Source organism: Paenibacillus albidus (assembly GCF_014644435.1).
Classification (GTDB): Bacteria; Bacillota; Bacilli; order Paenibacillales; family Paenibacillaceae; genus Paenibacillus_AQ; species Paenibacillus_AQ albidus.
Genome location: NZ_BMKR01000047.1, coordinates 1 through 25,353 on the forward strand (window position 1 = coordinate 1; position 25,353 = coordinate 25,353).

At 54.5% G+C, this 25,353-nt stretch carries 21 protein-coding genes; 20 read left to right on the top strand and 1 reads right to left on the bottom strand.

The features are described 5' to 3' along the window. Nucleotides 1-367 precede the first annotated feature (367 nt). The 6 genes from IEY53_RS30850 (at nucleotide 368) to IEY53_RS30875 (ending at nucleotide 7,043) form a co-directional block, all read left to right on the top strand. Complete coding sequence (locus IEY53_RS30850; RefSeq protein ID WP_189031679.1) at nucleotides 368-1,267, top strand: aldo/keto reductase; 900 nt, start codon at nucleotides 368-370, stop codon at nucleotides 1,265-1,267. 306 nt (nucleotides 1,268-1,573) lie between these two features. Continuing rightward, a complete protein-coding gene (locus IEY53_RS30855) occupies nucleotides 1,574-1,723 on the top strand; it encodes a hypothetical protein (RefSeq protein ID WP_189031680.1) in 150 nt (49 codons plus the stop codon). Between the two features lie 106 nt (nucleotides 1,724-1,829). Next, a complete protein-coding gene (locus IEY53_RS30860) occupies nucleotides 1,830-3,290 on the top strand; it encodes a PTS mannitol transporter subunit IIBC (RefSeq protein ID WP_189031681.1) in 1,461 nt (486 codons plus the stop codon). A gap of 84 nt (nucleotides 3,291-3,374) precedes the next feature. Next, nucleotides 3,375-5,444, top strand: a complete 2,070-nt coding sequence (locus tag IEY53_RS30865) for a BglG family transcription antiterminator (protein WP_189031683.1) — start codon at nucleotides 3,375-3,377, stop codon at nucleotides 5,442-5,444. Nucleotides 5,445-5,460: 16 nt separating this feature from the next. Beyond that, on the top strand, nucleotides 5,461-5,895 hold the full coding sequence (locus tag IEY53_RS30870; protein WP_189031685.1) for a PTS mannitol transporter subunit IIA: 435 nt from the start codon (nucleotides 5,461-5,463) through the stop codon (nucleotides 5,893-5,895). Beyond that, complete coding sequence (locus IEY53_RS30875) at nucleotides 5,895-7,043, top strand: mannitol-1-phosphate 5-dehydrogenase (protein ID WP_189031687.1); 1,149 nt, start codon at nucleotides 5,895-5,897, stop codon at nucleotides 7,041-7,043. Before IEY53_RS30870 ends, IEY53_RS30875 begins: the two co-directional genes overlap by 1 nt. 104 nt (nucleotides 7,044-7,147) lie before the next feature. On the opposite strand, the gene IEY53_RS30880 is transcribed toward IEY53_RS30875, so the two are convergent. After that, on the bottom strand, nucleotides 7,148-8,221 hold the full coding sequence (locus IEY53_RS30880; protein ID WP_189031689.1) for a M42 family metallopeptidase: 1,074 nt from the start codon (nucleotides 8,219-8,221) through the stop codon (nucleotides 7,148-7,150). A 164-nt stretch (nucleotides 8,222-8,385) separates the two neighbouring features. Here IEY53_RS30880 and IEY53_RS30885 point away from each other — a divergent pair, with 164 nt between their 5' ends. The 14 genes from IEY53_RS30885 to yhbY all read left to right on the top strand — a co-directional run bounded on the left by IEY53_RS30885 (nucleotide 8,386) and on the right by yhbY (nucleotide 25,297). After that, nucleotides 8,386-8,559: a hypothetical protein gene (locus tag IEY53_RS30885; protein WP_189031691.1), complete on the top strand. Its 174-nt coding sequence runs from the start codon at nucleotides 8,386-8,388 to the stop codon at nucleotides 8,557-8,559. Nucleotides 8,560-8,720: 161 nt separating this feature from the next. Then, entirely contained in the window at nucleotides 8,721-9,224 is a 504-nt protein-coding gene (gene spoVAC, locus IEY53_RS30890; protein WP_189031692.1) for a stage V sporulation protein AC, read from the top strand. Continuing rightward, the gene (spoVAD, locus tag IEY53_RS30895) at nucleotides 9,221-10,255 is read left to right on the top strand and encodes a stage V sporulation protein AD (protein WP_189031693.1); all 1,035 of its coding nucleotides are present in this window, start codon (nucleotides 9,221-9,223) and stop codon (nucleotides 10,253-10,255) included. The genes spoVAC and spoVAD overlap by 4 nt, the downstream gene beginning before the upstream one ends. Continuing rightward, entirely contained in the window at nucleotides 10,255-10,605 is a 351-nt protein-coding gene (spoVAE, locus tag IEY53_RS30900; protein ID WP_189031741.1) for a stage V sporulation protein AE, read from the top strand. Before spoVAD ends, spoVAE begins: the two co-directional genes overlap by 1 nt. Nucleotides 10,606-10,824: 219 nt before the next feature. Then, nucleotides 10,825-11,025: a hypothetical protein gene (locus IEY53_RS30905; RefSeq protein WP_189031694.1), complete on the top strand. Its 201-nt coding sequence runs from the start codon at nucleotides 10,825-10,827 to the stop codon at nucleotides 11,023-11,025. A 25-nt stretch (nucleotides 11,026-11,050) separates the two neighbouring features. Beyond that, entirely contained in the window at nucleotides 11,051-14,200 is a 3,150-nt protein-coding gene (locus IEY53_RS30910) for a phosphodiester glycosidase family protein (RefSeq protein WP_189031695.1), read from the top strand. Continuing rightward, on the top strand, nucleotides 14,164-17,271 hold the full coding sequence (locus IEY53_RS35800; protein ID WP_189031696.1) for an S-layer homology domain-containing protein: 3,108 nt from the start codon (nucleotides 14,164-14,166) through the stop codon (nucleotides 17,269-17,271). The genes IEY53_RS30910 and IEY53_RS35800 overlap by 37 nt, the downstream gene beginning before the upstream one ends. A 653-nt stretch (nucleotides 17,272-17,924) precedes the next feature. After that, nucleotides 17,925-18,881 carry an AAA family ATPase gene (locus IEY53_RS30920; protein ID WP_189031697.1) on the top strand — a complete coding sequence of 319 codons (957 nt, stop codon included), beginning with the start codon at nucleotides 17,925-17,927 and terminating at the stop codon, nucleotides 18,879-18,881. A 1-nt stretch (nucleotide 18,882) separates the two neighbouring features. Further along, the gene (locus tag IEY53_RS30925) at nucleotides 18,883-20,127 is read left to right on the top strand and encodes a DUF58 domain-containing protein (protein ID WP_189031698.1); all 1,245 of its coding nucleotides are present in this window, start codon (nucleotides 18,883-18,885) and stop codon (nucleotides 20,125-20,127) included. Between the two features lies 1 nt (nucleotide 20,128). After that, entirely contained in the window at nucleotides 20,129-22,375 is a 2,247-nt protein-coding gene (locus tag IEY53_RS30930) for a DUF4129 domain-containing transglutaminase family protein (protein WP_189031700.1), read from the top strand. Between the two features lie 35 nt (nucleotides 22,376-22,410). Further along, the gene (locus IEY53_RS30935; protein WP_189031742.1) at nucleotides 22,411-22,935 is read left to right on the top strand and encodes a YqeG family HAD IIIA-type phosphatase; all 525 of its coding nucleotides are present in this window, start codon (nucleotides 22,411-22,413) and stop codon (nucleotides 22,933-22,935) included. Then, nucleotides 22,935-24,062 (top strand): ribosome biogenesis GTPase YqeH, encoded by a 1,128-nt coding sequence (gene yqeH / locus IEY53_RS30940; protein WP_189031701.1) that lies wholly within the window; start codon nucleotides 22,935-22,937, stop codon nucleotides 24,060-24,062. The genes IEY53_RS30935 and yqeH overlap by 1 nt, the downstream gene beginning before the upstream one ends. A gap of 18 nt (nucleotides 24,063-24,080) precedes the next feature. Continuing rightward, the gene (aroE, locus tag IEY53_RS30945; protein WP_189031703.1) at nucleotides 24,081-24,938 is read left to right on the top strand and encodes a shikimate dehydrogenase; all 858 of its coding nucleotides are present in this window, start codon (nucleotides 24,081-24,083) and stop codon (nucleotides 24,936-24,938) included. A gap of 65 nt (nucleotides 24,939-25,003) precedes the next feature. After that, a complete protein-coding gene (gene yhbY / locus IEY53_RS30950) occupies nucleotides 25,004-25,297 on the top strand; it encodes a ribosome assembly RNA-binding protein YhbY (RefSeq protein ID WP_189031705.1) in 294 nt (97 codons plus the stop codon). Nucleotides 25,298-25,353: the final 56 nt, after the last annotated feature.

A 25,353-nucleotide genomic window follows, 5' to 3' on the forward strand; every position in this document is an offset into this window, starting at 1 on the left:
TCCGTTTGTCCTGCTAAATAGCCGAATCCTCCCCAATAGATTTCCTGTCCACATCAGCCGGTGATAGATCGTGAAGGGATCGCATCATGTCCGCAGAGGGACTCACGCAAAATCGCACGGTCAACAATGCATGTCCTAACCACGCTATATGGGCGAGAGTTGTGCGCATTGTACAACAATGTGAGTTCTATGCAAGCCAAATGACGATAATCTTGCCTATTGTTCAATAACCATCCGGGCCTAGTTAAGCTCCGAGTTGTTATTCACCCGTTAGGGTGATTTTGTTCTGAGGATCCTAGGGGCGGATGCAGGGTTTTAAGGGTAATATAAAGAGAATACACAAATTGTCAGCCAAGGAGACTTTGCGATGAATCGTTCAACAGAAGGAGCTCTGGATCGTATCAAACAGGGGAACCGCTCGAAACGGGTGCTGCTGCCGGATGGAACTTCCGTCCCTCAGCTTGGGCAGGGGACCTGGAATATGGCAGAGGATGCTGCCCGCCGGGAAGAAGAGATAGCCGCTTTACGGCTGGGTGTGGAACTGGGCATGAATCTGATTGACACGGCCGAGATGTATGGGGAAGGTGCGGCCGAAGAGCTGGTGGGCGAAGCCATCCGCGGCATTCGTGATGAGGTGTTTCTGGTATCCAAGGTGTATCCGCATAATGCCGGGAAAGGACGGCTTACGCTCAGCTGTGAAGGCAGTCTGAAGCGGCTGAATACAGACCGGCTTGATCTTTATCTGCTGCATTGGCGGGGCAACATTCCCCTCGAGGAAACCGTCGCTGAGATGGAGAAGCTGGTGGACCAGGGGAAAATAGCCAGATGGGGCGTGTCCAATCTGGACACCGCCGATATGAAGGCGCTCCTGCAGATTGCGGACGGCGGTCACTGCGTGACGAATCAGGTCCTTTATCACTTGGGTTCGCGGGGCATTGAATATGAGCTGCTGCCTTGGCTCAGAGGCCGGCAAATCCCGGTCATGGCTTACTCACCGCTGGCGCAGGCGGGTTCTTTGAGAAAAGGGCTGGTGGAGAACGAGACGGTTCAAAGGGCCGCCGCCAACCACGGTGTGACTCCGCTTCAGATTCTGCTGGCCTGGACCCTGCGGGACACGGACATCATTGCGATTCCCAAGGCCTCCTCCCGGGAGCATGTGACCGAGAACGCAGCTGCAAGCTTGATTACGCTGGACAAGGAGGAGCGGCTGCAATTGGATGCCGCGTTTCCGCCGCCTTCCTGGAAGGTGCCGCTTGATATGATTTAAGGCCGCTCCTTGCACCGTGCCAATGAAGGGGAGAACGTAACTCCAGTTTTCCAGGGTGCCGTCTCCGGCAGGGAGGATTGCGGTTCAACTGTGTTTTGTACATCCAAAACCCTCTGTGAGGGCTCAAAAGTCCATTTCGATGTATTTCGTACATTGGAAAAGGCACCTTTGGGCTCTTTCTGTTTATTCTGATGTGTAAAATGCACTCTAATGGGGAAAAGTCCCAACTATATAGATTGAACTTATATTCTGATGGGGATTGGATCAGTCTTACGCCGAATGTTTAGATTTCCAGCCGCACCTAAAATGAAAATGGATGTAACCTTAAACGGCAGTCTTGCAGCAATATGCAAGCTGCCGTTTTTGGGCAAGCTAAAAGCGTGGAAGAAGGCGTGGCAGCAGCTCTTAAATGATGTCAACAACATTCATGACGAAATCGCATTTTCAATTTGGTGACAGAGAAAGCGCTTTGATTTAGGATGTGTTCATAGGGGATAACCTTCAAATTCTAATTAATTTACTTTAGGGAGTCCCATCAATCATTTAAGGGGGGCATTATACAATGGCCACAACGGCAAATAAGCAAAGCTCATCCGGCGGTACACGGGTGAAGGTCCAACAATTCGGCCGGATGCTAAGCGGTATGGTGATGCCGAATATCGGCGCCTTTATCGCCTGGGGGTTAATTACGGCATTATTTATTCCAACCGGTTGGTTTCCACATGCGGGCCTGGCAGCGCTGGTAGATCCAACGATTAAATATCTGCTTCCGCTTCTGATCGGGTATACCGGCGGACAGATGGTTAACGGCAAGCGAGGCGGGGTAATCGGTGCCATAGCAACGATGGGGGTTATTGTCGGAGCCGACATTCCCATGTTCCTCGGTGCCATGGTCGTTGGTCCTCTGGCGGGCTGGATCCTTAGAGGGTTCGACCGTGCGGTGGAAGGCAAAATTAAAGCGGGTTTCGAGATGCTGGTCAACAATTTCTCGATCGGCATCATCGGCGCATTATTGGCTCTCGGCGCACTCAAAGGAATTGGGCCGGTCATTCAAGGCTTGACGAATATTCTGTCCAGCGGTGTGGAATTCCTGGTCAACAACCACCTGCTGCCGCTCGTCAACATCATTATTGAACCGGGTAAAGTGCTGTTCCTGAACAATGCGATCAATCACGGCATTCTCACACCAATTGCTACTGAAGAGTCCTTGAGACTGGGCAAGTCCGTTCTGTATATGCTGGAATCCAACCCGGGTCCGGGTCTGGGCATCCTGCTTGCTTACTGGCTGGTCGGCAAGGGGTCGGCTAAATCCTCTGCTCCCGGTGCGGTTGTCATTCACTTCCTGGGCGGGATTCACGAAATTTATTTCCCGTACATTCTGATGAATCCGCGCCTGATCCTGGCGGTCATCGGGGGCGGTATTACCGGTACCTTTACTTTCCAACTGCTGGGCGCGGGCCTAACCGCTTCACCGTCACCGGGCAGTATTCTGGCTTACTTCGCCATGACGCCCAAGGGCGGATACCTGCCGATGCTGGCCGGGGTCATTGCCGCAACTGTCGTATCGTTCCTGATTGCTTCTGTACTGCTGAAGGCAGGCAAGAACAATGAAGAGGAAGCGGATCTGGAAGACGCAGCGGCCAAAATGAGAGATATGAAAGCGGCAGGAACAGCGGCACCAACTGCAGCGGCTTCCGCAGCGAACACAGTGGGAACTGCAGAAGTAGCTTCCAATGTCCGCAACAAAGCCGACGTGCACAAAATCGTCTTCGCCTGCGATGCCGGAATGGGCTCCAGTGCAATGGGCGCCTCCGTACTGCGGAAAAAGCTGCAGAATGCCGGGGTGAACATCACGGTGGTGAACTCGGCGGTCAGTGAAATTCCGGGGGATGCCGATATCGTCGTGACCCAGAAGACCTTGACCGAACGCGCTGTTGCTGTTAATCCGAAAGCAGAGCATATCTCCATCGACAACTTCCTGAAAAGTCCAAAGTATGATGAGCTGGTAGAACGCTTGAAATAATCCTCAAACGGATATGATTCTAAAAAAAGGAGACGCTGGCTCAGGGGCCAGCGTTTGTCTCCGGTTAGAGCGAGGGCTCCTGATATGAGGAAAATAACAGCCAGGCAGCGCCAAATGTTATCGCTTTTGTTAAGCGCAAGCGGAGAAATTACCGCCGCGGGAATAGCTGCGGATACAGGAGTAAGTGTTAGAACGGTTCACCGGGAAATGGAGGACCTTGAGGTTATCCTGCAGGATTTCGGGCTCACACTGATCAGGAAATCGGGCAAAGGCATTCAACTGAGCGGTCCCGATGCTGCGCTTGAAGAATTGCGTCTGTATTTGCTGGAGGAGAAGCCGGCGGATTACTCGGGAGAAGACCGCAAGGTCTATGCGCTGTGCCTGCTGCTGGAGGCTTCGGAGCCGGTGAAATTATTCTTTCTGGCTCATACCTTGAAAGTGACTGTGGCTACCATCAGCTATGACCTGGATGAACTGGAGCCCTGGGTGCGCAAATTCAGCCTGCAGCTCGTCCGCAGAAGAGGATATGGTGTAGAAATCACGGGCACTGAATTTGACAAACGCCGGGCGATTGCCCGGCTGGCCGCAGAGCATCTCGACCAGTCGGATCTGGTCGGGCATCTGCAGCAGCCCAAGGGGAATCCGGTGTTTCGCATGCTGCTGACCGCCGTAGGCAAAAACAAGCTGCTGGATATCGAGAATCTGCTCTGGGACATGGAGTGGAAATGGACAGCCGAGCTGCCGGAAATCGTCTATATGGAGCTGCTGCTCGGGTTATCGGTGACAGTCAGGCGGATAGATCTGGGTAAAGGAATTGACGGTGCCGAAGAGGCCGGCTATTCAAGATTGTCCGACCACCGGAATATCGCCGGGGCGGAGCATTTTGTACGGCGGCTCAGCGACACGCTGGGGCTGGAGTTCCCGCGCACGGAGATTCTGTATGTGGCCGGTCTGTTTGACCGGGTTCAGGAATCTTTTTCTTCAGCAGGGTTTGCGTATGGCGATATCGCGTTAATGGAGATTGTCTACAGGCTGACGGAGAATGTGGGGAAACGGACGGGTCTATCCTTCCAAAGCGACCGTGCGCTGCGGGAAGGCCTGCTGGAGCATATCGATCCGGCGCTGAGAAGAATCCGCGAAGGCACCCGCATCCGCAATCCGCTGCTGGGGCCCATCCGCAAGGACTACGATTACCTGTTCCAGGTCGTCAGGGCTGCTGTGGAAGAGATGGAGCTTGATCTGGAAATTCCCGACGAAGAAGTCGGATTTCTCGTGATGCATTTCGGGGCTTCTGTGGAAAGGCTGAGCCAGCTTAGGCGGAGTGTCCGGGCGATTCTGGTGTGTGCCAGCGGATTAAGCTCTTCAAGGCTGCTCGCTACCCGGCTTACGAAAGAAATGCCGCAGATTGAGATTCTCCGGAATATTTCCTGGTATGAGGCGGCCCGGCTGCCGGAGGAGGATTATGATCTGATTATTTCCACCATTGATTTGCCGTTGGAGAAGGAACGGTATATCAAGATCAGTCCTCTGTTGACAAGCGAAGAAATTGACAAGCTGCTGAACTATATCCAGACGATCACGCTGGGTGAACGAAGACCCGCTGCTTCTCCCGGGGAGACGGAGCCGGTCCTGCGGGATGAAGCCGCGATGGACCGGATGAAGAGCTACCAAGGGGTATTGGAAGAGATCATCCGCTTGCTGGAGCGTTTTCGCCTTTACCCGCTCGATAACAGCGGTCAGGATCTGGCCGGAACCTTATCCGCCATGCTGGAAACGCTGAACGGCACCGGTGTGATTGGGGATGCGGACATTTTGCTGGACCGTCTGCTCGAGCGGGAACGGATGGCCAGCCAGCTCATTCCGGATACAAAGCTGGCGCTTTTTCACACCCGAAGCAGCCATATTCGCCTGTCGTCGCTAACGTTATACCGGCTGCATGAGCCGGTTGTGCTGAATGGGGAAGCCGAGGTTGCGGTGATTCTGCTGATGCTTGCTCCGCGCAAGCTCTCCAAGGAAAGCCTGGAAGTGCTCAGCGAGATCAGTGCGCTGCTGCTGAATGCCGAAATGGTCCAGTTGCTGGAGGAACGTTCGGAGCCGGAGATCAGGCGGTATTTATCGTCGGAGCTGCTGCGCTTTTTTGAGAATAAAAGATGAGAGGGAGAGAATCCATATGAGTATACTGTCAGAGAATAAAGTAATTATGAATGCGGTAGCCAAAGATAAATATGAGGCAATTACGCTTGCCGGGAAATTGCTGGTGGATGCAGGACATGTGACTGAAGAATATGTACCGAAGATGCTGGAGCGCGAAGAAGTGGTGTCCACCTATATGGGGGAAGGGCTGGCGATTCCCCACGGGACCAAGGAGGCAAGACCTTTTATCAAATCAACGGGACTGTCAATCGTCCGTTTTCCGGACGGCGTGGATTTTGGCGGCGATGAACCCGCATTTGTCGTGATCGGCATTGCTGCTGCGGGAGACGGGCATATGGAGATTCTGACCAATGTAGCGATGATCTTCTCGGAAGACGATGCCATCGAACGGGTTATGAATGCCGCTTCCCCAGCCGACGTCATTGCTATCTTTGAAGGAGGCCTTGCGTAATGAAGGCAGTCCATTTCGGAGCGGGTAATATCGGCAGAGGATTCATCGGGCTGCTGTTGTCACAGGCAGGATATGAAGTGTGCTTTGTGGATGTGAATGAGGCGGTAGTTGCGGAGCTGAAGCGGCGCGGGGAATACCCGGTAACCTTGGCCAGCGAAGACCGCGAGACGGTTACCGTACAGCATGTAACGGCGCTCAGCAGCGTAACGCAAGCGTCTGAGGTGGCAGCGGCGATTGCCGAAGCGGATATAGTCACCACAGCGGTTGGTGTTTCCATTCTGAAGCATATTGCCGGAGTGCTGGCCGGGGGCATCCGCCTGCGGGCCGCCGGTTCGGCAGCTCCGCTGCATGTCATCGCCTGTGAGAATGCCATCGGCGGCAGCGCCCAGCTCAAAGAGCTGGTATACGCCCAGCTGGATGAGGAATCCCGAAGCAGCGCGGACAGCTTTGCGGCTTTCCCCAATGCGGCTGTAGACCGGATTGTGCCTTTGCAGCAACACGATGATATCCTTAAGGTTGTCGTGGAGCCTTTTTACGAATGGGTCGTGGACTCGTCGCAAATGATTCCCGGATATACACCCATCCCAGGCGTGCATTATGTGGATCACCTGGAACCTTACATTGAGCGTAAATTGTTCACGGTGAATACCGGCCACTGCTCGGCGGCTTATCTTGGGGAGCTGCGGGGATACGAGACCATTCAGCAAGCAATGGCCGATGAGCGCTTGACTTCGCAGGTGCGTGAAGTGCTGGAGGAGACCGGAGCCGTCCTCATCCAAAAGCATGGCTTTGACGAAGCTGGTCACAGCAAATATATTGACAAAATTCTGGAGCGGTTCCGCAATCCCGCATTGACGGATGAAACGTCGCGCGTAGGCCGCTCTCCGATCCGCAAGCTGTCGGCGAACGACCGCCTGGTCTCGCCGGCGCTTCAGGCGTATGACCGTGGGCTGAGATATGCAGCCCTGGCCCGGTCTATGGCAGCGGCCTTGCGGTTTGACGTGCAGGATGATCCGGAGTCGGCGGAGCTTCAGGCCTCCATCGCCGCGAACGGTCCGGGAGCCACAGTGACCCGGTACACTGGCCTTGCAGCGGATCATTCTGTACACCGCTCGGTGATGACGGAGTACAACGAGCTGAAAAAGTGAGCAAGCCGCAATAAAGCTGCCCCATAAGCAGATTTTGCTAGATGAAAAAAGTCGCAATTCTCCGGTTGCTCGGAGGATTGCGACTTTGTGTTATGAAGCGAAGCTTAAGAATTCTCCAGAATGGTCTGCAGCGTTGTCCGGTCCAGCCCTTCAATCAGCTTGATCAGCAGCTCTTTGGCGGCTGCGTAATCATCACTGTGGATCACCGAGGTGGCGGTATGGATATAACGGGAACAAATACCGATGACCGCCGAAGGAATGCCGATGCCGCTCACATGAACCTGCCCGGCATCGGTGCCTCCCTGGGACACAAAATACTGATATTTGATCCGGTGGGTATCGGCCGTATCCTGTACATATTCGATCAGACCGCGGTGGGTGATCATCGTCGGGTCAAAGATACGCAGCAGTGCGCCTTGACCCAGATGGCCAAATGCCTGGCGGTCACCGGTCATGTCCGCAGCGGCACTGGCATCCAGGCCGAAGAAAATGTCCGGCTGCAGCAGATTTGCCGCTGTGCGCGCGCCACGCAGGCCAACCTCCTCCTGCACGGTAGCGCCGGCAAAGACCGTATTCGGCAGCTGTTTGCCATGCAGCGCCTGCATAAGCTCAATCGCCAGGCCTACGCCGTAGCGGTTGTCCCAGGCCTTGGCCATGATTTTTTTGGGATTAGCCAGCGGCGTGAACGGGCAGATCGGTACGATCTGCTGCCCGGGAGCGACACCGAAGCCCATGGCTTCTTCCCGGCTGTCTGCACCGATGTCAATATACATCTTGCGGATATCGCCGGTTTTGCCCCGCTCTTCATCACTGAGCAAGTGGATCGGCGTGCTGCCCACAACACCGGTCAGCGTTCCTTTGGGGGTAATGATCTGCAGCCGCTGCGAAGCCACGGCGGAAGCCAGCCAGCCGCCCAGCGGCTGAAAGCGGATCATCCCGTTGTCGGTGATGCCGGTAACCATAAAGCCTACTTCATCAAAATGTCCGGCCACCATAATCCGGGGCCCGTTCTCTTCGCCGCGCAGCACACCGAAAAGGCTGCCGAGACGGTCCTGAACGAATTCATCGGTATAAGGGGACATGGCATTTTTGACGTAGGCGCGCAGTTCACGTTCAAAGCCAGGGGCTGAAGGGAATTCGGTAAGGGTTTGGAATAAATCCAGAGTTTCTTGGTTCATTGACGGCACACTCCTCACTAACGGCTTAAGTTCACTTATACAGTATGAACATTGTCCGCCAGCTTGTCCATCGCTGTGACAAAACGGACACCGGGCGATGTATTGGCGAATATAATGCTGTAGCAGCTCTGAATGCAAGGGGTTGGGAAAGGGAGCGAAGGACAATGAGAATAGCGGGGAGTCTCCCCCAGAACAACAGACGGGTCAAGAATCATGGCCGGCCAAGTTACCGGTTGAACCGGGGCAGGGTTATGAAGCGCGGCAGGCAGCAGAATGAAGTGGTGTTTATTCTGATGCTCTTTATGCTGCTGGTTGTTATCCTGTTGTATTTTTCCTGAGCCGGGAAAGACATAAGTTCAGGCAGGATCGCGAACAATAAGGAAAAACTTCTAAGCGAAGAACGAACCAGGAGCCTGCCGGGGGGGCGAACCGGTTCAGCTGCCGTTCAGGCAGGTTCCGCTCTGCTTCGATTCGCCCAACTATTCAGGAGGTGTCCTTATTGCCGGCAAAAACCAAACGTTCCGGGGTAAAGCTGAGGCTCGACTCATTGACCCCGCAGGATTATGAAGAATTGTCCAAGCCGTTCGTGCCGTCACGCCCGGTCTTAAAAAACTGCCTTCGCGCATTTCTGTCAGGTGGGTTGATCTGTGTACTTGGACAAGGCATCCAGGAGGCTTTTATGGCCATATTCGATATGACCTCCAAGGAAGCTGCAAGTCCTACTGTGGCTGTGTTGATTTTGATTTCGGTCATTCTTACCAGCTTTGGCGTCTATGACAAAATGGCCCAATGGGCCGGAGCCGGTACAGCGGTTCCCGTCACCGGGTTCGCCAACAGTATGTGCTCGGCCGCGCTGGAGCACCGTGCTGAAGGTCTTGTGCTCGGCGTAGGCGGCAACATGTTCAAGCTGGCCGGTTCAGTGCTTGTATTCGGGGCGGTGGCCGCTTTTGTAATAGGGGTAATCTATGCCGTAATGGGTTGGGGAGGGTCACATCCACTATGAAGCAACTCGGCAGCCAGACCTGGGAGTATACTACGCGTCCCGTAATTTTGGGCGCTTCGGCCGTAGTTGGACCGGAAGAGGGCGAAGGACCTTTAGCGGCAGACTTTGATTTTATTTTTGATTCACTGGAGATGGGCGAGAAGACCTGGGAGAAGGCGGAACGTATACTTTTTGAGAAGGCGGCGCAGCTGGCCCTGATCGACGCAGGCCTGGATCAGGAGAAGCTGGAGTTTTTTGTCGGCGGGGATTTGATGAATCAGATTATCAGCAGCTCTTTTGCGGCAAGAAAACTGGGGGTTCCTTATCTGGGGGTATTCGGCGCCTGCTCCACCTCGATGGAAAGTCTCGCTATCGCATCGATGATCGTGGATTCCGGCGGGGGGAGCTATGCGCTTGCAGGCACATCGAGCCATAACTGTACCGTAGAAAAACAATTCCGCTACCCCACCGAATACGGGTCCCAAAAACCGCCGACCGCCCAGTATACCGTTACAGGTTCAGGCTGTGCGGTTATCGCCCGCAACGACGGGACAGGCAAAGGGCCGTTTGTTGTCTCGGCGACACTTGGACGCATTATGGATTTGGGGCTTACAGACCCCTTTAACATGGGGGCGGCGATGGCCCCGGCGGCGGCAGATACGATTACGGCTCATTTTCGGGATACCGGGCTCTCCCCGGGCCATTATGATCTGATTGTGACCGGGGACCTTGCTTCTGTAGGGTTACCGATCGCCCAAGCCCTGCTCGCCAAAGAAGGCATTCCGATGGAGCAAACAACCTTTTATGACTGCGGCCTGCTGGTTTACGACCGGGACACGCAGAAATATGTCATCGCGGGCGGCAGCGGCTGCGGCTGCTCAGCGGTCGTGACTTATGGCCATATTCTGAGAAGAATGAAAAGAGGAGAATTGAAGCGGGTGCTAATTGTGGCCACCGGTGCCTTAATGTCGCCGCTGTCGTACCAGCAGGGAGAGAGCATTCCCTGTGTAGCCCATGCGGTAGCTCTGGAGAGCGGAGGTGAAGGGTTGTGATGATCTATTTGTGGGCTTTTCTGATTGGCGGGGCCATCTGCGTCATCGGCCAGCTGTTGATGGATGTGCTGGGCCTGACTCCTGCGCATACCATGAGTACACTCGTAGTATCCGGGGCGATCGCCGATGCCTTTGGCCTTTATGATCCGCTTGTGAAATTCGCGGGGGCCGGCGCTACGGTACCGATTACCAGCTTCGGGAATTCCCTCGTGCACGGTGCGCTGACCGAGTTAGAGCGGGATGGATGGGTCGGAGTGGTTACCGGTATTTTCGATCTGACCAGCGCCGGAATATCCTCGGCCATTGTTTTTTCATTCCTGGCGGCACTGTTCGTAAGGGCCAAGGGATAAAACCTTAATAGCAGACAGGTATTTGAAAGGTATGCTTCGGGATGCCCCGCTCAACCGGTTTTTACGGTTAGCGGGGCATTTTTTGATGCGCCAGAGCTTGTTGACATGATTCCTGATTCTATTTAATCTTCTCATGAACTTCAGCCAATAAGATGTACCCTATGAACTTGTCCAAAATTAGACAAAAAGCGACAATTGCGACTGGGAGGGTACAACAAATTGAGAAGGCATCTTAAACACATTAAACACATTAATATGGCAGTCATTTTTGTATTGCTGGCATCCTTGCTGCAGCCGGGGTTAAGAGTCCACGCGGCCATTCCCGAGCTGCCGGCACCCGAGTACGGAAATGTAATAGATCTAAGGAAAACAGAACTTGCTCAGGGTGCAATGTATACCTGGATGGATTTGCAGAAGTGAAAGAGGCCAGCAAAAGATACATACCGTGGAGTTCAACCCCAAGAATCCGAACCTTGCGCTGCGTGCGGGCACCAAAAGCGGAAAGGTCTATGGCATGCAGGCCTTAACCGAAATGGCTTCGTATGCGGATGGCCCCGGCAATCGGGTGATTGCCGGCATTAATGGCGATTTCTATGAAATTTCGGGCTTTGCCACCGGTGTGCCGAATGGACTGTTCATGGACGGGGGTGTGATTCTGAACAGTGGCAGCTCACCTTATGCCTTTGGATTAAAAGCGGACGGCACATCCATTTATGGTACGCCGAAGCTGTCCATGAATGTGAACATCAACGGGACAGACCACCCGCTAAGCAGCATTAACCGTTACCGGAACACCAATCAGCTGGTTCTGTATACGGAGGACTATTATACGTCAACCAAGTCGACGGGCGAAGGCGACGAAGTTGTGCTGGATATCGTCGAAGGTGAAGTGAAAAGCGGCGGAACGATCCAGCTTAAGGTGACGGATATCCGCACCCAGCAGGGCGATACCCCGCTTGCCCCTGGCAAGGTGGTGCTCTCTGCACACGGAACTTCCAGAGCCGCTCTGGAAGGATTGGAGCCGGGGGATGAAGTGACAGCGGCGTTTGCCCTTGAAGGCGAGTGGAAGGACGTGACCCTTGCAATCGGCGGTCAAGGTCCGCTGGTGAAGGCTGGCGTTGTGCAAACCGGGATCGGGCCTGCAGGCATCCATCCCCGGACAGCGATCGGAACCAAGGCGGACGGCAGCATTGTTCTTTTTGAGATTGACGGAAGATCACCCGGCTTCAGTGAAGGTGTCGAAACAGACGAATTGGCGCAAATTATGAAGGATATGGGTGCCCAGTATGCCATGAATCTGGACGGCGGGGGTTCTTCAACCTTTGCCGCCAGAATGCCGGGAACCAGCGCTGTGAAGATGCTGAATCAAGGATCGGACGGCTATGAGCGGAAGACCGGCAACGGGCTGCTGCTTGTGAACACGGCTCCCGAGCTGAACACAGCCGCAAGCCTCGCTGTTCAGCCGGGTACCGAGCGGATTCTGCAAGGCTCCAGCTATACCTTTGCTGCTGCCGGAGTAGATACGAACGGCCATCCCGCTCCGTATACAGGTGCACTCCAGTGGGAGGTTGATCCGTCCATTGGCACGATAGATGCAGGCGGGGTGTTTACAGCCGGTTCTTCAGCCGGAACGGGCGATGTTACCGTATCTGCCGGAGCCGTCAAAGGAAACGCGTCTGTTGAAGTGGTCGAACAGCTGACGGAGCTGAAGTTTCCCGACCAGATCAAGACCTACCCTTCCGGAGCCACCGCGCAATTGACCCTAAAAGCGCTGCGAAACGGCCAGATTATTCAGGCCGACAACCACAGCCTGGAATGGCGTGTTGAAGGCGGGATTGGGACGGTCGATGAGAACGGGGTGTTCCGGGCCACAGAGGAAAGCGGGAAAAATGGCAAAATCTTCGCCAAATACGGCGAAGTGGAGACCTCCTTTGAAGTGAATGTAGGCCTGCCTCCTGTGCTGCTTGAGGATTTCGAGAGCGGCATTGCCAAATACAAGGCATCCAGCGCTGCTGCCAATAGTGTAGCGGTTACGGAAGTAACGGATCAGGACTTTGTCCGCAGCGGAGACAAGGCTTTGAAGTTGGAATATGATTTTGTCGGCAAAACGGGTACCTCGGGCGCATACGTTGCCGCTGTATCTGCCGAAGACCGGATTCAGATTCCGGGTTATCCCGAGAAAATCAGCATGTGGATTTATGGAGACGGGCAAAAGCATTGGCTGCGGGGGCAGATCCGTGACGGGAATAATGCAGCCGTGCCGGTCGATTTCACCGATCAAGTCAAAGGTGTGGACTGGACGGGGTGGAAATACGTTGAAGTGGCCGTTCCCAAAGGGAAAGCAACGCCGCTGACCATGGACATGCCTGTCCGCTACATGGAGACCAGCAATTTGAAGAAAACGGCTGGCGCCATATATGTAGATGATATTCGTGCGGTTTACGGGCCTTTGGATGAGGACCGGCTGCCTCCGGTTATCAAAAATGAATATCCGGCAGCCAATGAAATGATCAAGACGGCAACGCCGACCCTGTCGGTTACCGGTGAAGATGACGGGTACGATCCGGTGGCCCATCCGGGGACCACCCTGATTGATCCTGCCAAGGTCCGTATGTATGTGGACGGACAACTGGTGGAGCATGGCTTTTATCCACCTAAAGGGCAGATCACTTATAAGCCGAAGGTAGCACTTGCAGAAGGGCGCCACAAGGTGAAGGTGGCGATCCGCGACATGAGCGGCAATCAGACACTGAAGGAATGGTATTTCACAGTGAATCTGGGTTCGCCCTACTATAAATACGAAACCCCGGAAGCCCTGTATGCCGGCAATACGTACACAGTGGATGTAACTGCCGAGAAAGCTGCGCAGCTGAAGGAAGGGCATATTGCTTTTGCCTTTGATCCTGCTGCCGTTACGGATCTGCGGGTCAATAAGGGCAGCCGGTTGACCGATGAACAGCTTGTGCCGGTCATTGACGCAGCACAGGGGATTGTCCGTCTGAATCTGAGCAATATTGATGCAGCCGGTCTGAGCAGTACGGATCTTATCGGCCAGATTCAATATACCGTCCGTAATGATTACATCGGTCCGTTGACGCTGGAGTCGGCGCCCGGAGACGCGGTCAAGCCGCTGGTCATTGAGAATGTCTCGGGTTCAGTGACTTCTGCAGAAGGCAATGGAGTCCCGATCAGCTTCATGGGTGGTCCGCTGGAAAGAACGGTCAAGACACAGCTCAAGCTGACCTGGAATCACTATGAGACAGCAAAGGGTTATGAGGCCTCCTTCTATATAAGCGATCAGGAGAGCGGTGCCGCCCTGCAGGGGGCAAAGCTGCTGATTGACGGAGTGGAGGTGCAGAATGCCGTGTCGGCACAAGACGGGCTGCTGGCCACGGGAGCGGCAACCCTCACCGAGGGTGCATTTAAACTGCAGGCTGTTAAGGAGAACGCCTACAGTCCAGTGATGACGTTTAAGGTAGCGGCCTTTGCCGGCACGCCGGAGCCACGCAATATCAATGTCACTATGGGGCCGGATGCAGACACTTCGCGCCAGTTTGCTTGGCAGACAGATCGCAAACTGCGGAAACAATTGTAGAGCTGGTGAAGCAGTCTGGATTTACAAGCTTCGAGGGCGGTAATGTGCTTCGAATCGGAGGGCACAGCTCGATTTACAATACGAACAATGACGGGACAATACGTGTGCACCGGGCAGAGGCTAGCGGTCTTGAGCCCGGCACAGCTTATGTGTACCGGGTGGGTGACGGCATAACCCATGTGAGCAGCCAGGGAACATTCACAACAAGCGGGGGAGACAGCGAGACGACCGAATTCCTGTTCATCGGGGATTCGCAAGCCGACTCCCAGGCAGGTTTTGAACTCTGGCGCAACACTGTACGGGAAGCCTTCGCTTTCCTTCCGGATGCGGATATGCTTGTGCATGCCGGAGACATGGTGGACAAAGGGTTTGAGCAGGAGCAATGGAACTGGTGGTTCGGTGCCGCACAAGAGCAGCTAATGAATACAACGCTGGTTCCGATCATCGGGAACCATGAGGTCATGGGCACGAACGGTGACGGGGATTATCTGGCACAGTTCCATAATCCGCAGAATGGCGCGGCCAGCGTCAAGGGAACCAATTTCTCTTTTGATATCAAGGATACCCATTTTGTGGTCATGAATACGGAACATGGGGAGGCCGAGTTCACGGAGCAGGCTCTGTGGCTGGACCAGGATCTTTCGGCTACAGACAAGAAATGGAAGGTTGTTTTCTTCCACCAAGGGCCTTATGGCAGCATCTACTCCAATGAGCGGGTGCAGTCTGCATGGGTGCCGGTGTTCGACAAACATGAGGTAGATCTGGTCATGAACGGCCATGATCATATCTACATGCGTTCGTATCCGATGAAAGGCGGCGAGCAGGTCCCGGAGCAAGAAGGAACCCGTTATGTAATCGGAGGTTCATCGGGTCCCAAGTTCTATGCCCTGACTCCAAGGTTCTGGCAGGAGAAGATCTATGATGAAGATCAGCAGATCTTTACTGCGGTCCAGATTACGGAGGATGAAATCACTATCGTTGCAAGGACTAATAACGGAACCGAAATAGACCGTTTGGTGATCTCCAAGCCCGAACCGGAATCGGTTACGCTGGACCGGACGGAAGCGGAGCTGGAGCCCGGCCAAACCGTCCGGCTGCAGGCTAAGGTACTGCCGGATAAGGCCGCCAATCTTAAAGTGAATTGGTCTGTACTACCCGGCCAGCCGGAGAATACAGTTACTGTTGACACCTATGGGCTGGTTACTGCAAAACGGCCGGGTACAGCCAAAGTCAGGGCGGCGGTTGAAGGATACCCGGAAATCTATGCGGAAAGTACCATTACAGTAGATGCCGTGGCTTCAATCTCATTGCAGGGCAAGAGCGTGCTGCAGCCGGGCGGGCAGGATCAGACCGTTACAGAAGCGGTATATGCTTCCGGCAAACGGATTCCTGTAATAGAAGGACTGCAATATTCAAGTCAAAATGAGCAGGTTGCGACAGTTACGGATCAAGGACTGGTTGAGGCCGGTGCCGAAGGTTCGACGGTGATCTCGGTAACTTACCGGGAGTTCACTGCCCAATATGATCTTATTGTGTCCAGCGACGGCACTGCCGTCAGGACAGGGATAAAGATTGATGGACCGGACAGGTTGGAAAAAGGAAGCCGGGATACCGTGGTCGTTCAGGCGGTCTACAGTGACGGAAGTCTCTGGAAGCTGACGGAGGGTTTGCGGTACGATACTTCCGATGCTTCGGTAGCCTTGATCAGTGACGAGGGGGTTATTGAAGCCTTGAATACAGGCACGGCCCTGCTTGGCGCGGAATATCAGGGGATGAGGGCCGAATACCGGCTTGAGGTGTGGAGTGCTGGAGCGGAGCCTTCCCCTGCGCCGTCTCCGGACCCCGGGACATCTCCATCTCCGGGTCCAGCACCAACACCGGAGCCGGCAACTGGGGGATGGACAGCCCCTGCACAGTCTCCATCGCCTGCGGCCACGCCGGAGCCGGGAGTGGTGACGATAACGGAAACCCAGCTGACAGGAAAACGGAATGCCCAGGGCGAAGTGCTAATCTCCGCCGGTAAGAAGTGGTCGGAGCTGGTGCTGCCGGGGAATGCGGCCGGACTGCTGGGCGATGCGGTACTGGTGGTGCGTGAAGGCGGCCTGGAAGTGAGAATCCCGGCCGGAGTGCTGGCGGAGTTAAGCAGCCTGGCCCCTGGCGGCAATGCGGCGAGCAGCACAATTGTTCTGCGTGCTGCCGAAGTGCCTGGTTCAGCAGCAGCGGACCTGGTGGACCGTGCAGCGAGACTTACCGGAGCGCAGATCCGGCTGGTCAGCGACATGAGGGACTGGTCGCTAAGCCTCACAACCAGTCAAGGCCAGACCGTTACGTTGACGCAGTTTGAGTCACCGATTACTGTAGCGTATGATATGGGATCAGCAGCTCCAAACGATCTGCTGGCACTGTACCATGTACAAGAGGACGGGACGCTGCAATACGCTGGCGGAGAGTGGGCGGAAGGCAAATGGTCCGCCCCAGTCACCCATTTCAGCAAATATGCTGTACTGGAATACGACAAACGCTTTAATGACCTTCCGCCGGGCCACTGGGCAGAGGGAGCTGTCAAGAAGCTGGCTGCAAGGCAGCTTGTACAAGGAGTCGCGGCCGGACGTTTTGATCCGGACCGGGCGGTAACCCGGGCCGAGTTCACGGCCATGCTGGTCCGTGCGCTGGGACTAAGCGGTGAGGCGCCATCCGTGTATGATGACGTGAAGGCGGGCAAATGGTACGCGGAGGCAGTGGGTCAGGCCAAGCAGGCCGGGATTGTCAACGGCCGGTCGGATTCCCGCTTTGGACCGGAGGAGGCGATTTCGCGGCAAGAGATGGCCGCCATGCTGGTCCGTGCTTACCGGTATGCGGCAGGAGCGGCTGTGCAGAACACTTCCGCACCGCAAAGTGTAGCTTTTGCCGACCTTGGGGCCACTCCACAGTGGGCCAAAATGGCTGTCGAAGAAGCTGCAGGCTTCGGATTAATGAAGGGCCGGGGAGCAGGGCGGTTTGGGCCTGCCCTGAATGGCACCCGGGCCGAAAGTGCGCAGATGATCCTCAATCTGCTGGATATCCTGAAGTAAATTTAGAGCACAGCGAACAGACCGCAGTCTCATTGAGATTGCGGTCTGTTTGCTGTGAACCGGCACTCCCAGCTCTTCTTGCTGCAACAGTGTAAGGGGCAGGGAACAAGAAGAGGCAAATCAATGACCTTAGAACGTGCCGAAGTTGGCCGGATGGGTGCGAACGAATGTACCGGAGTAGGCTGGAATGGTGCGAACGAAAGGCAAAAATGCCTTAGAAAGTGCCGGAGTGGGCCGAATTGGGCGACTGGAAGGCAAAAATGCCTTAGAAAGTGCCGGAGTGGGCCGAATTGGGCGAGTGGAAGGCAAAAATGCCTTAGAATGTGCCGGAGTAGGCTGGAATGATGCGAACGAAAGGCAAAAATGCCTTAGAATGAGCCGGAGTGGGCCAAATTGGGCGACTGGAAGGCAAAAATGCCTTAGAATGAGCCGGAGTTGGCCGAATTGGGCGACTGAAAGGCAAAAATGCCTTAGAATATGCCGGAGTTGGCCGAATTGGCGCGACTGGAAGGCAAAAATGCTGTCTGCCTGCCGATCCCCAGCTCTGAAAGCCCAGTATTTAATTTCACCGGCTTCAATAATGTACTTTGGGTCCCCGAATCATGTAAAATATAAATAATACTGCTTATTTTGTCATAGGAGGTTTACAATATATGCCTGTTCGTCAAGAATCGATGCAGATTATGAATGCTGTACGCACCAATCTGGAATCCTGCATACTGGGTAAATCATTTGAAATACAATTGCTGCTGACAGCGCTTCTGGCTGGTGGGCATGTCCTGATTGAAGATGTACCGGGTACCGGCAAAACCCAGCTCATTCGCGCCCTCTCCAGGTCCATGTCCGGGGAGTACCGGCGGATTCAATGCAATCCGGATATTTTGCCAAGTGATATTACAGGTGTATCCGTGTACCACCCGCGGGATGAACTGTTTCATTTCCGGCCGGGACCGGTGATGACCAATATTTTGCTTGCCGATGAGATTAACCGGGCGACCACCAAGACCCAGTCGGCTTTGCTTGAGGTAATGGAGGAACGTAACGTTACGGTGGATGGCGAGACTTATCCGCTGCCGCATCCGTTTATGCTGTGTGCTACCCAGAATCCGATTGACTTTGAGGGCACGTATACACTGCCTGAAGCCCAGCTTGACCGGTTCATGCTCAGAATCAGCCTGGGTTATCCGGATGCGCAGACCGAAAAAAATCTGCTGATGAGCCATCAGGAAGGCCAGCCGGTGGACAGGCTCACTCCGGTGACCAGCATGGATCAGATCTCGGTAATTCAGGAGGAGATCCGCGATATCTATATCAGCGATCCCGTGCTGAATTATCTGCTGGATGTTGTCCGAACCACCAGAGAGCATCCGCTTGTATTATTGGGGGCAAGCCCGCGGGCTTCACTGTCATTCATGATGGCCTGCAAGGCCTATGCCTTCCTGCAGGAACGCGATTACGTGCTGCCCGATGATGTGAAGGTGCTCACACCTTTTGCCCTTGGCCACCGCATTCTGCTGCGTCCGGAGTCGCGACTGGATAATGTAAGTGTGGATTCCTTGCTGCAAAAGCTTCTGCAGAGCATCCATGTGCCTGTTACGATGAGGCAATAAAATGAGACGTCATTTGTCTGCGGCAGCAGCAGCCGTTCAGCCGGCGAAGCTTGCTGGTGTTCTCGCGATATGGAGTGTTACCCTGCTGTATGTGCTGTTCCAAGGCGGCAAAACTTCCTTTATGCTGTTTGTAATGGTATCTGTACTTATTGTGTATTTGATTGCCGGAGGATTGAGCGGTGTCCGCCGGACGAAGGGCGTACGCGAACTGTATTCCGAGCGGGACAAGTCCGAACTTCTGTATGCCGGCGGTTTCCTTCGGGTAAGCCTGGACATCACCATTCCCGGTTTCCTGCCGCTGCCTTATGTGGTCGTCAGGGAAACGCTCAAACGGCATAACGGAGAGACCTGGGTCTTTGAAGAAAGCCTGATTCCGAGTCTGAGAGGGCGGGGAGAGCTGAGGTTCCAGACCCCTGCGCTTGAACGGGGCAGCTACACGTTCTCCAAGACGGATATAGTCAGCGAAGATATCTTCGGACTGCTGGAGCATAAAGGCACATTTATGGCCGAAGGTGAATTCCGGGTACTGCCCCGCTCCGTGTTCATTCCGCGCTGGCAGTTGTACGAGCGGAGAGCGCGGCTGGCCGGACCGCAGGCCTCTCTTGTTCAATCCCGCAGAGAGACCACACAAATCAACGGTGTCCGTGATTACGTCTATGGAGACCGGCTGACGCGTATTCACTGGAATGCCACGGCCAAAACGGGCGCCTGGAAGTCAAAGGAGTTCGAGCATGAGTCCATTCCCAAAACGGTAGTCGTCCTCGATGGCAGTGCTGCGGCTTACGGAACCTCGCAGCAGTTCGAGCTGGCGGTCTCCATAGCGGCATCGGTGCTTGGTTTCGGCATCCGGGAACGGATAGGAATCGGCCTGTGCTGTCTGGACAAGAATACCAAGGTGTTCGCTCCTGCCGAAAGCGGGGCGGAACGCCAGAAAATGATCCACTATTTGATTGATATCAATGCGGAAGGCAAAGGGCCGCTCATGTCCAGACTGGAAAAGGCACACCGCATGTTCCCCAAAGGGTCATACGTTGTACTGATCAGTCCGCAGAGCGGACAGCCTGTGCTGGATGCCATGCGCTGGGCGGACAGCCATGGGCTGACCCCCTCGCATATTCATGTGCGTAATCCGGCAGCGATGGACGGCAGCAGCAAATGGATGGACGTGCTCAGATCCCGCAGCATCACCGGCTACAGTATCAGCTCTCTGCAAGAGCTTCCTGCCGTATTGGGGGGTGAAGTCTGAGATGAGAAGCTGGTGGCATCTGCTGAAATCCTCCTGGCACCGGTCGGCAAGCCTGCTGTGGATTATGATCATTGCCCTCCAATGGCTCTCCTACACCACTCCGATCTGGCTGGAGGAGACAACGGCTTCCGTGCTGCTTGCACTGGCGGCGGTTGCGGTCATTGAAATTCTTTTTCCGATCAAATGGTTCCTTCGCCTGCTTCTGCAGGTTGTGGCGGTGAGCCTGGTTGTATATCGGACCCTTGGGCAGCAGGGTGTCTATATGTCAGACCCTTGGTTACCCTTAACACAGCGGCTGCCGGAGATTGCGGCTAACATGAGTCCCTATATCTGGTTCGCGCTTGGGGCAAGCGTCTTGCTGCTGCTATCCTCCTGGTGGGTCTCCACCAAGTCACGCATCCTGATGTTTATCGGGACCAACATTGCGGCATTCGCCGCACTGGATTCATTTACCACCGCAGTTCTTTGGGAGGAGGTTGCCTGGACGGTCTTCGCGGGGATGGCGTGGCTGGTCAGCCAGCATTTAAGAAACTTTCAGATGCGTTATCCGCGTGGATGGTCGTATCTGCTTCACTATCCTTTTAAGGTACTGGTCAATATTGCCATCATCTTTTCACTTGTTATTCTTACCGGCGTCAATATGCCTGAAGTCAGACCCACACTGACAGATCCTTATACCGCATGGAGAGAATGGAACGGAACGGGAGCCCCTTCCTTTGGAAAAGGAGCCCCCGTTGGCACAAACGAGTCGGGTACCGGGACAACAGCGGCGGGGAGTACCTCCTCGGGCTACAGTCTGGACAATGATGATCTGGGCGGGGGCTTTAATTTTGACTACTCACCCGTAATGACAGTGACCTCAGACCTGCGCACCTATATGCGCGGAGAGACCCGTACTGTGTATTCCGGACAGGGCTGGAGCGACAATGACACGTTCTCCCGCGGCCCTCTGGCCGGAGCGGAGATCGGCAAGAATTTGCCGAATACCACAGGCGGCAAAGTTCAGACCCAATCGCTGAAGCAGACCGTAAAGTTGCTTAACAACAACAACAGCTATCCTGTGTTGTTCGGGGCCTACTCTATTTCATCCATTAGTCTGATCAACGGGGAGGAGAGCGGCGGCGGCTTGCTCTGGAGAAGCCGGGACAGCGAGCTGTTGTGGAACAATGCCGACAACGGCCGTGCTTATCCGCAGTCCTATGAGCTCACTGCCGAGGTTCCGGTCATTCCGGTGCAAGAGCTGAGCAAAAAGACTTATGCGGAGCTGTACGGGAATGATAAGACGGTTTCGGAGTTTCTGAAGCTTCCCAATAATTTTCCGGAGACAGTGGAGAATCTGGCGCAGGAGATTACGGCCGGGGCGCAAACTCCGTATGAAAAAACAATGCTTTTGCAACAATATCTACAACAAACGTTTCCGTACACCAATCAACCCGATCTATCGCGCAGTGAAAGCTCCGACTTTGTGGAAAGTTTCCTGTTTGAGATCAAGGAAGGGTATTGTGATTACTATTCCACGGCACTGGTTACCATGGCCCGCTCGCTGGATATTCCGGCACGTTGGGTCAAGGGATATGCGCCCGGGGAGCAGGCTGAGCTTCCTGATAGTCTGGTAGCGCAGCAGGGCGGTGCCGGCAATAACAGATATACGATTACGAATGCCGATGCCCATTCCTGGGCGGAGGTCTATTTCGGGGAGTACGGCTGGATTCCGGTGGAAGCGACACCGGGCTTCAATGCTCCGCTGCTGACACAAAATGAGGAGGCTCCTGAGCCTGATCCTGTCGATGAAGAGGAACCGCAGACTGAGCAGGATCCGGCTCCGGCGAACAAGCAAAATGACGAAGGCGGTTTCCGCCTGGGACTGTGGATGGTATGGGGAGCTTCGGCAATATTGGCGGCCTGGCTGATCTATCTGGTATGGCATCACCGGTTCAACCTGCGTTTCCTGATGCAGCGCATCCGGAGTGGGCATCCGCTGTCACCGGACCAGAAGATTATAGTAGAAACCGAACGGTGGGTACGATTTATGCGCCGTAAGGGAATGATGAAGGCAGAACATGAGACGCTGCGCGAAGCGGCCAGCCGCTGGAGCAGTGAACGGCCGGAGGCGGCCGGGACACTTTCAACCCTGCTGGGCAGGTTCGAGCAGGCAAAATACAGTCCTGAGGTTATAGAAGACAAAGATTGGCGCAGCGTGTATACTGAAGCTTTGCGGCTGCGGAAAAACATGAAGCCCAGGAAGTAAGAATATGATATAGTTTTTAAATTGAGGTGAACGTATTGTTTGAAATGCTGATTCCCAAACTCCAGGTGGACACGGTATTTGATATTGCGCTGGAAGACCTGTACAGACAGGGCTACCGCGGGATCATCACGGATCTGGATAATACGCTGGTCGGTGCCAAGGCTCCTTTGGCGACACCGGAACTGCTGCTGTGGTTCCAGAAGGTAAAGGAGCTTGGCTTCAAGCTTATCATCGTATCGAACAACAACATGGACCGGGTGTCGCGTTTTGCCACACCGCTGGATATCGAATTTGTCCATCAGGCCCGCAAGCCGAGCAATGCGCCTTTTCGCCGGGCCTTGAAGCAGATGGACCTGAAGCCTGAGCAGACGATTGTGGTCGGCGACCAGATGCTTACCGATGTATATGGAGGCAACCGGCTCGGTCTGTATACGGTATTGGTTCTGCCTATATCCGTGAAGGATGAGGGCTTTGGAACAAGAATTAACCGCCGGGTAGAGCGGATTGCAAAGTTTCGGCTGCGCAAAAAAGGATTGTGGCACGAGGAGGATAAACCCTAATGACAGAACAAAGCGAAACACAGCGCCCGGTGCATTGCAGCGGCTGCGGCATCAAGCTGCAGGCCGGGCACCGGGACCAGCCGGGATTTATTCCGGAGGTCGCATATGAACGGGACCCGGTCATATGCCAGCGTTGTTTCCGGATTAAGAATTATAATGAAGCTTCTTCGGTATCCGTCAACCAGGATGAATTCTTACGTCTGCTAAGCAGTGTGGGAGAGAAGAATGCGCTTGTGATCCATATTGTGGACCTGTTTGATTTTGAAGGCAGTCTGATTTCCGGCCTGCAGCGTTTTGTAGGCAATAACCCCGTTATTCTTGCCGTCAACAAGTGTGACTTGCTGCCCAAGGTGACTAACTGGAACAAGCTGCGCAACTGGATGCAGCAGCGCTGCAAGGAGCATGGCCTGCGTACGGCTGAGATCGTTCTCTGCAGCGCCAAACGCAACCAGGGCTTTGACCATTTGCTGGAAGCTGTGACCTCTCTGCGGGGACAGCGGGATGTTTATGTTGTCGGAGCAACCAATGTCGGGAAGTCAACACTGATTAACCGCCTGATCTCGGATTACAGTGATCTGGAGCAGGAGCTGACCACATCACGTTATCCGGGAACCACGCTTGATACCGTCAGAATTCCTTTGGATGACGGACACTATATCATCGATACCCCGGGGATTGTCTATCCTTGGCGCTACAGCGAACTGGTGGAACGTCAGGATCTGGAGGCCGTGATGCCTTCCAATCCCCTGAAGCCGGCGGTGTATCAGCTGAACGAAGGACAGACTCTTTTCTTCGGCGGATTGGGAAGATTTGATTTTGTGCAGGGCGAACGCCAATCCTTTACCTGCTTCGTCAGTGGTACACTCAAGATTCACAGAACAAAGCTCGAACGTGCGGATTCCCTGTATGCGGAGCATCGCGGCGAGATGTTGTCGCCGCCGGGAACGGACCGGATGGATAAGCTGCCGCAGTGGCAGCGTCATGAATTCCGGGTCAGCCGCGGCAGTCAAACCGACCTGTTCATCTCGGGACTGGGATGGATCAAGGTGAACGGAACCGAAGGTGCGGTCCTGGCGATTCATGTGCCGCGTGGGGTGAAGGTACTTACCCGTCCTTCGCTGATCTGACGAAGGAGGGTTTCACAAATGACTGAAGCTGTTAACAACACGGGGGAACTTCTGCTTGGCGTAATGGGTGATCCAATCGCACAATCCAAGTCGCCGCTGATGCATGGTGTAGCTCTGCAAGCGCTGGGGATTCCCGGAGCCTATGTGCCGCTGCACGTGACTCCCGATAAGCTTGGAGACGCCATACAAGCCATTCGTACACTCGGCTTCCGTGGGGTGAACGTGACCATTCCGCATAAGGTGGCGGTGATGGAATATCTTGACCGGCTGGATGAAAGTGCAGTGGCTGTAGGTGCAGTCAATACGATTGTCAACGATGAGGGCAGACTTACCGGTTATAATACGGATGGCATCGGGTATGTGCGTTCACTGAAAGCGGAAGCCATATCCGAGCTATCCGGTGCAAGAATATTGGTCATTGGGGCCGGCGGTGCGGCCAGAGGGATTATTGCCGCCTTGCTGCGGGAGAATCCCGCTTCGATTCTGATCGCTAACCGCACCAGGGACAAAGCCCAGGAGCTGGCGGAGCAATGCAGGGACAAAGGCCGAGTCAGCGGTATCAGTCTGGATGAAATGCCCGGCAAGACAGAGGATGTGGATGTGCTGATTAATACAACCTCTGTGGGGATGTATCCCCACATGGAAGCCTCCCCTCTGGACCCCCTGCTTCTGCATGAGCGTATGGTAGTCAGCGATCTGATTTACAATCCGCTGCATACCCGTCTGCTGCTGGAGGCGCAGGAACGCGGCTGTACCATTCATGGCGGGCTTGGCATGTTCGTGTATCAGGGAGCGTATGCACTGGAATACTGGACGGGACGGCCTGCACCGGTAGAACTGATGCGGCAGACCATTCTGGATTCCCTCAGCACTTAATGGATGGCAAATGGATTCGGGAATTTAGGGTAATAATATATGTTAATTAAGGAGTTTGTTCATTTATGTTAACTGGAAAACAAAAACGCTACCTTCGCTCTTTGGCACATCATCTGGACCCGGTCTTTCAGGTTGGCAAAGGCGGGGTGAACGATCATCTCGTCCGTCACATTGAAGAAGCCATTGAGAAGCGTGAACTGATGAAGATCAGCATATTGAATAACAATGCTGATGATCCCAAAGAAATCGGCGCGGCACTGGCTGAGCAATCTGGTTCCGAGCTGGTACAGGTCATCGGCAAGACCCTGATCCTGTACAAGGAATCCCGTGATAACAAGACTATCGAGCTGCCCCGTTAAGACCGGGATGACACAACATTCCCTGCCTTGTCAGGACATCAGGCAGGACTCGGGGG

Coding starts and splice junctions, on each gene's coding strand:
- IEY53_RS30855 (WP_189031680.1), top strand. CDS start 1,574: ATGAAAATGGATGTAACCTTAAACGGCAGTCTTGCAGCAATATGCAAG.
- yqeH (WP_189031701.1), top strand. CDS start 22,935: ATGACAGAACAAAGCGAAACACAGCGCCCGGTGCATTGCAGCGGCTGC.
- IEY53_RS30860 (WP_189031681.1), top strand. CDS start 1,830: ATGGCCACAACGGCAAATAAGCAAAGCTCATCCGGCGGTACACGGGTG.
- yhbY (WP_189031705.1), top strand. CDS start 25,004: ATGTTAACTGGAAAACAAAAACGCTACCTTCGCTCTTTGGCACATCAT.
- aroE (WP_189031703.1), top strand. CDS start 24,081: ATGACTGAAGCTGTTAACAACACGGGGGAACTTCTGCTTGGCGTAATG.
- IEY53_RS30930 (WP_189031700.1), top strand. CDS start 20,129: ATGAGAAGCTGGTGGCATCTGCTGAAATCCTCCTGGCACCGGTCGGCA.
- IEY53_RS30920 (WP_189031697.1), top strand. CDS start 17,925: ATGCCTGTTCGTCAAGAATCGATGCAGATTATGAATGCTGTACGCACC.
- IEY53_RS30875 (WP_189031687.1), top strand. CDS start 5,895: ATGAAGGCAGTCCATTTCGGAGCGGGTAATATCGGCAGAGGATTCATC.
- IEY53_RS30865 (WP_189031683.1), top strand. CDS start 3,375: ATGAGGAAAATAACAGCCAGGCAGCGCCAAATGTTATCGCTTTTGTTA.
- IEY53_RS30870 (WP_189031685.1), top strand. CDS start 5,461: ATGAGTATACTGTCAGAGAATAAAGTAATTATGAATGCGGTAGCCAAA.
- IEY53_RS30850 (WP_189031679.1), top strand. CDS start 368: ATGAATCGTTCAACAGAAGGAGCTCTGGATCGTATCAAACAGGGGAAC.
- IEY53_RS30925 (WP_189031698.1), top strand. CDS start 18,883: ATGAGACGTCATTTGTCTGCGGCAGCAGCAGCCGTTCAGCCGGCGAAG.
- IEY53_RS30885 (WP_189031691.1), top strand. CDS start 8,386: ATGAGAATAGCGGGGAGTCTCCCCCAGAACAACAGACGGGTCAAGAAT.
- IEY53_RS30880 (WP_189031689.1), bottom strand. CDS start 8,221: ATGAACCAAGAAACTCTGGATTTATTCCAAACCCTTACCGAATTCCCT.
- spoVAD (WP_189031693.1), top strand. CDS start 9,221: ATGAAGCAACTCGGCAGCCAGACCTGGGAGTATACTACGCGTCCCGTA.
- spoVAE (WP_189031741.1), top strand. CDS start 10,255: ATGATCTATTTGTGGGCTTTTCTGATTGGCGGGGCCATCTGCGTCATC.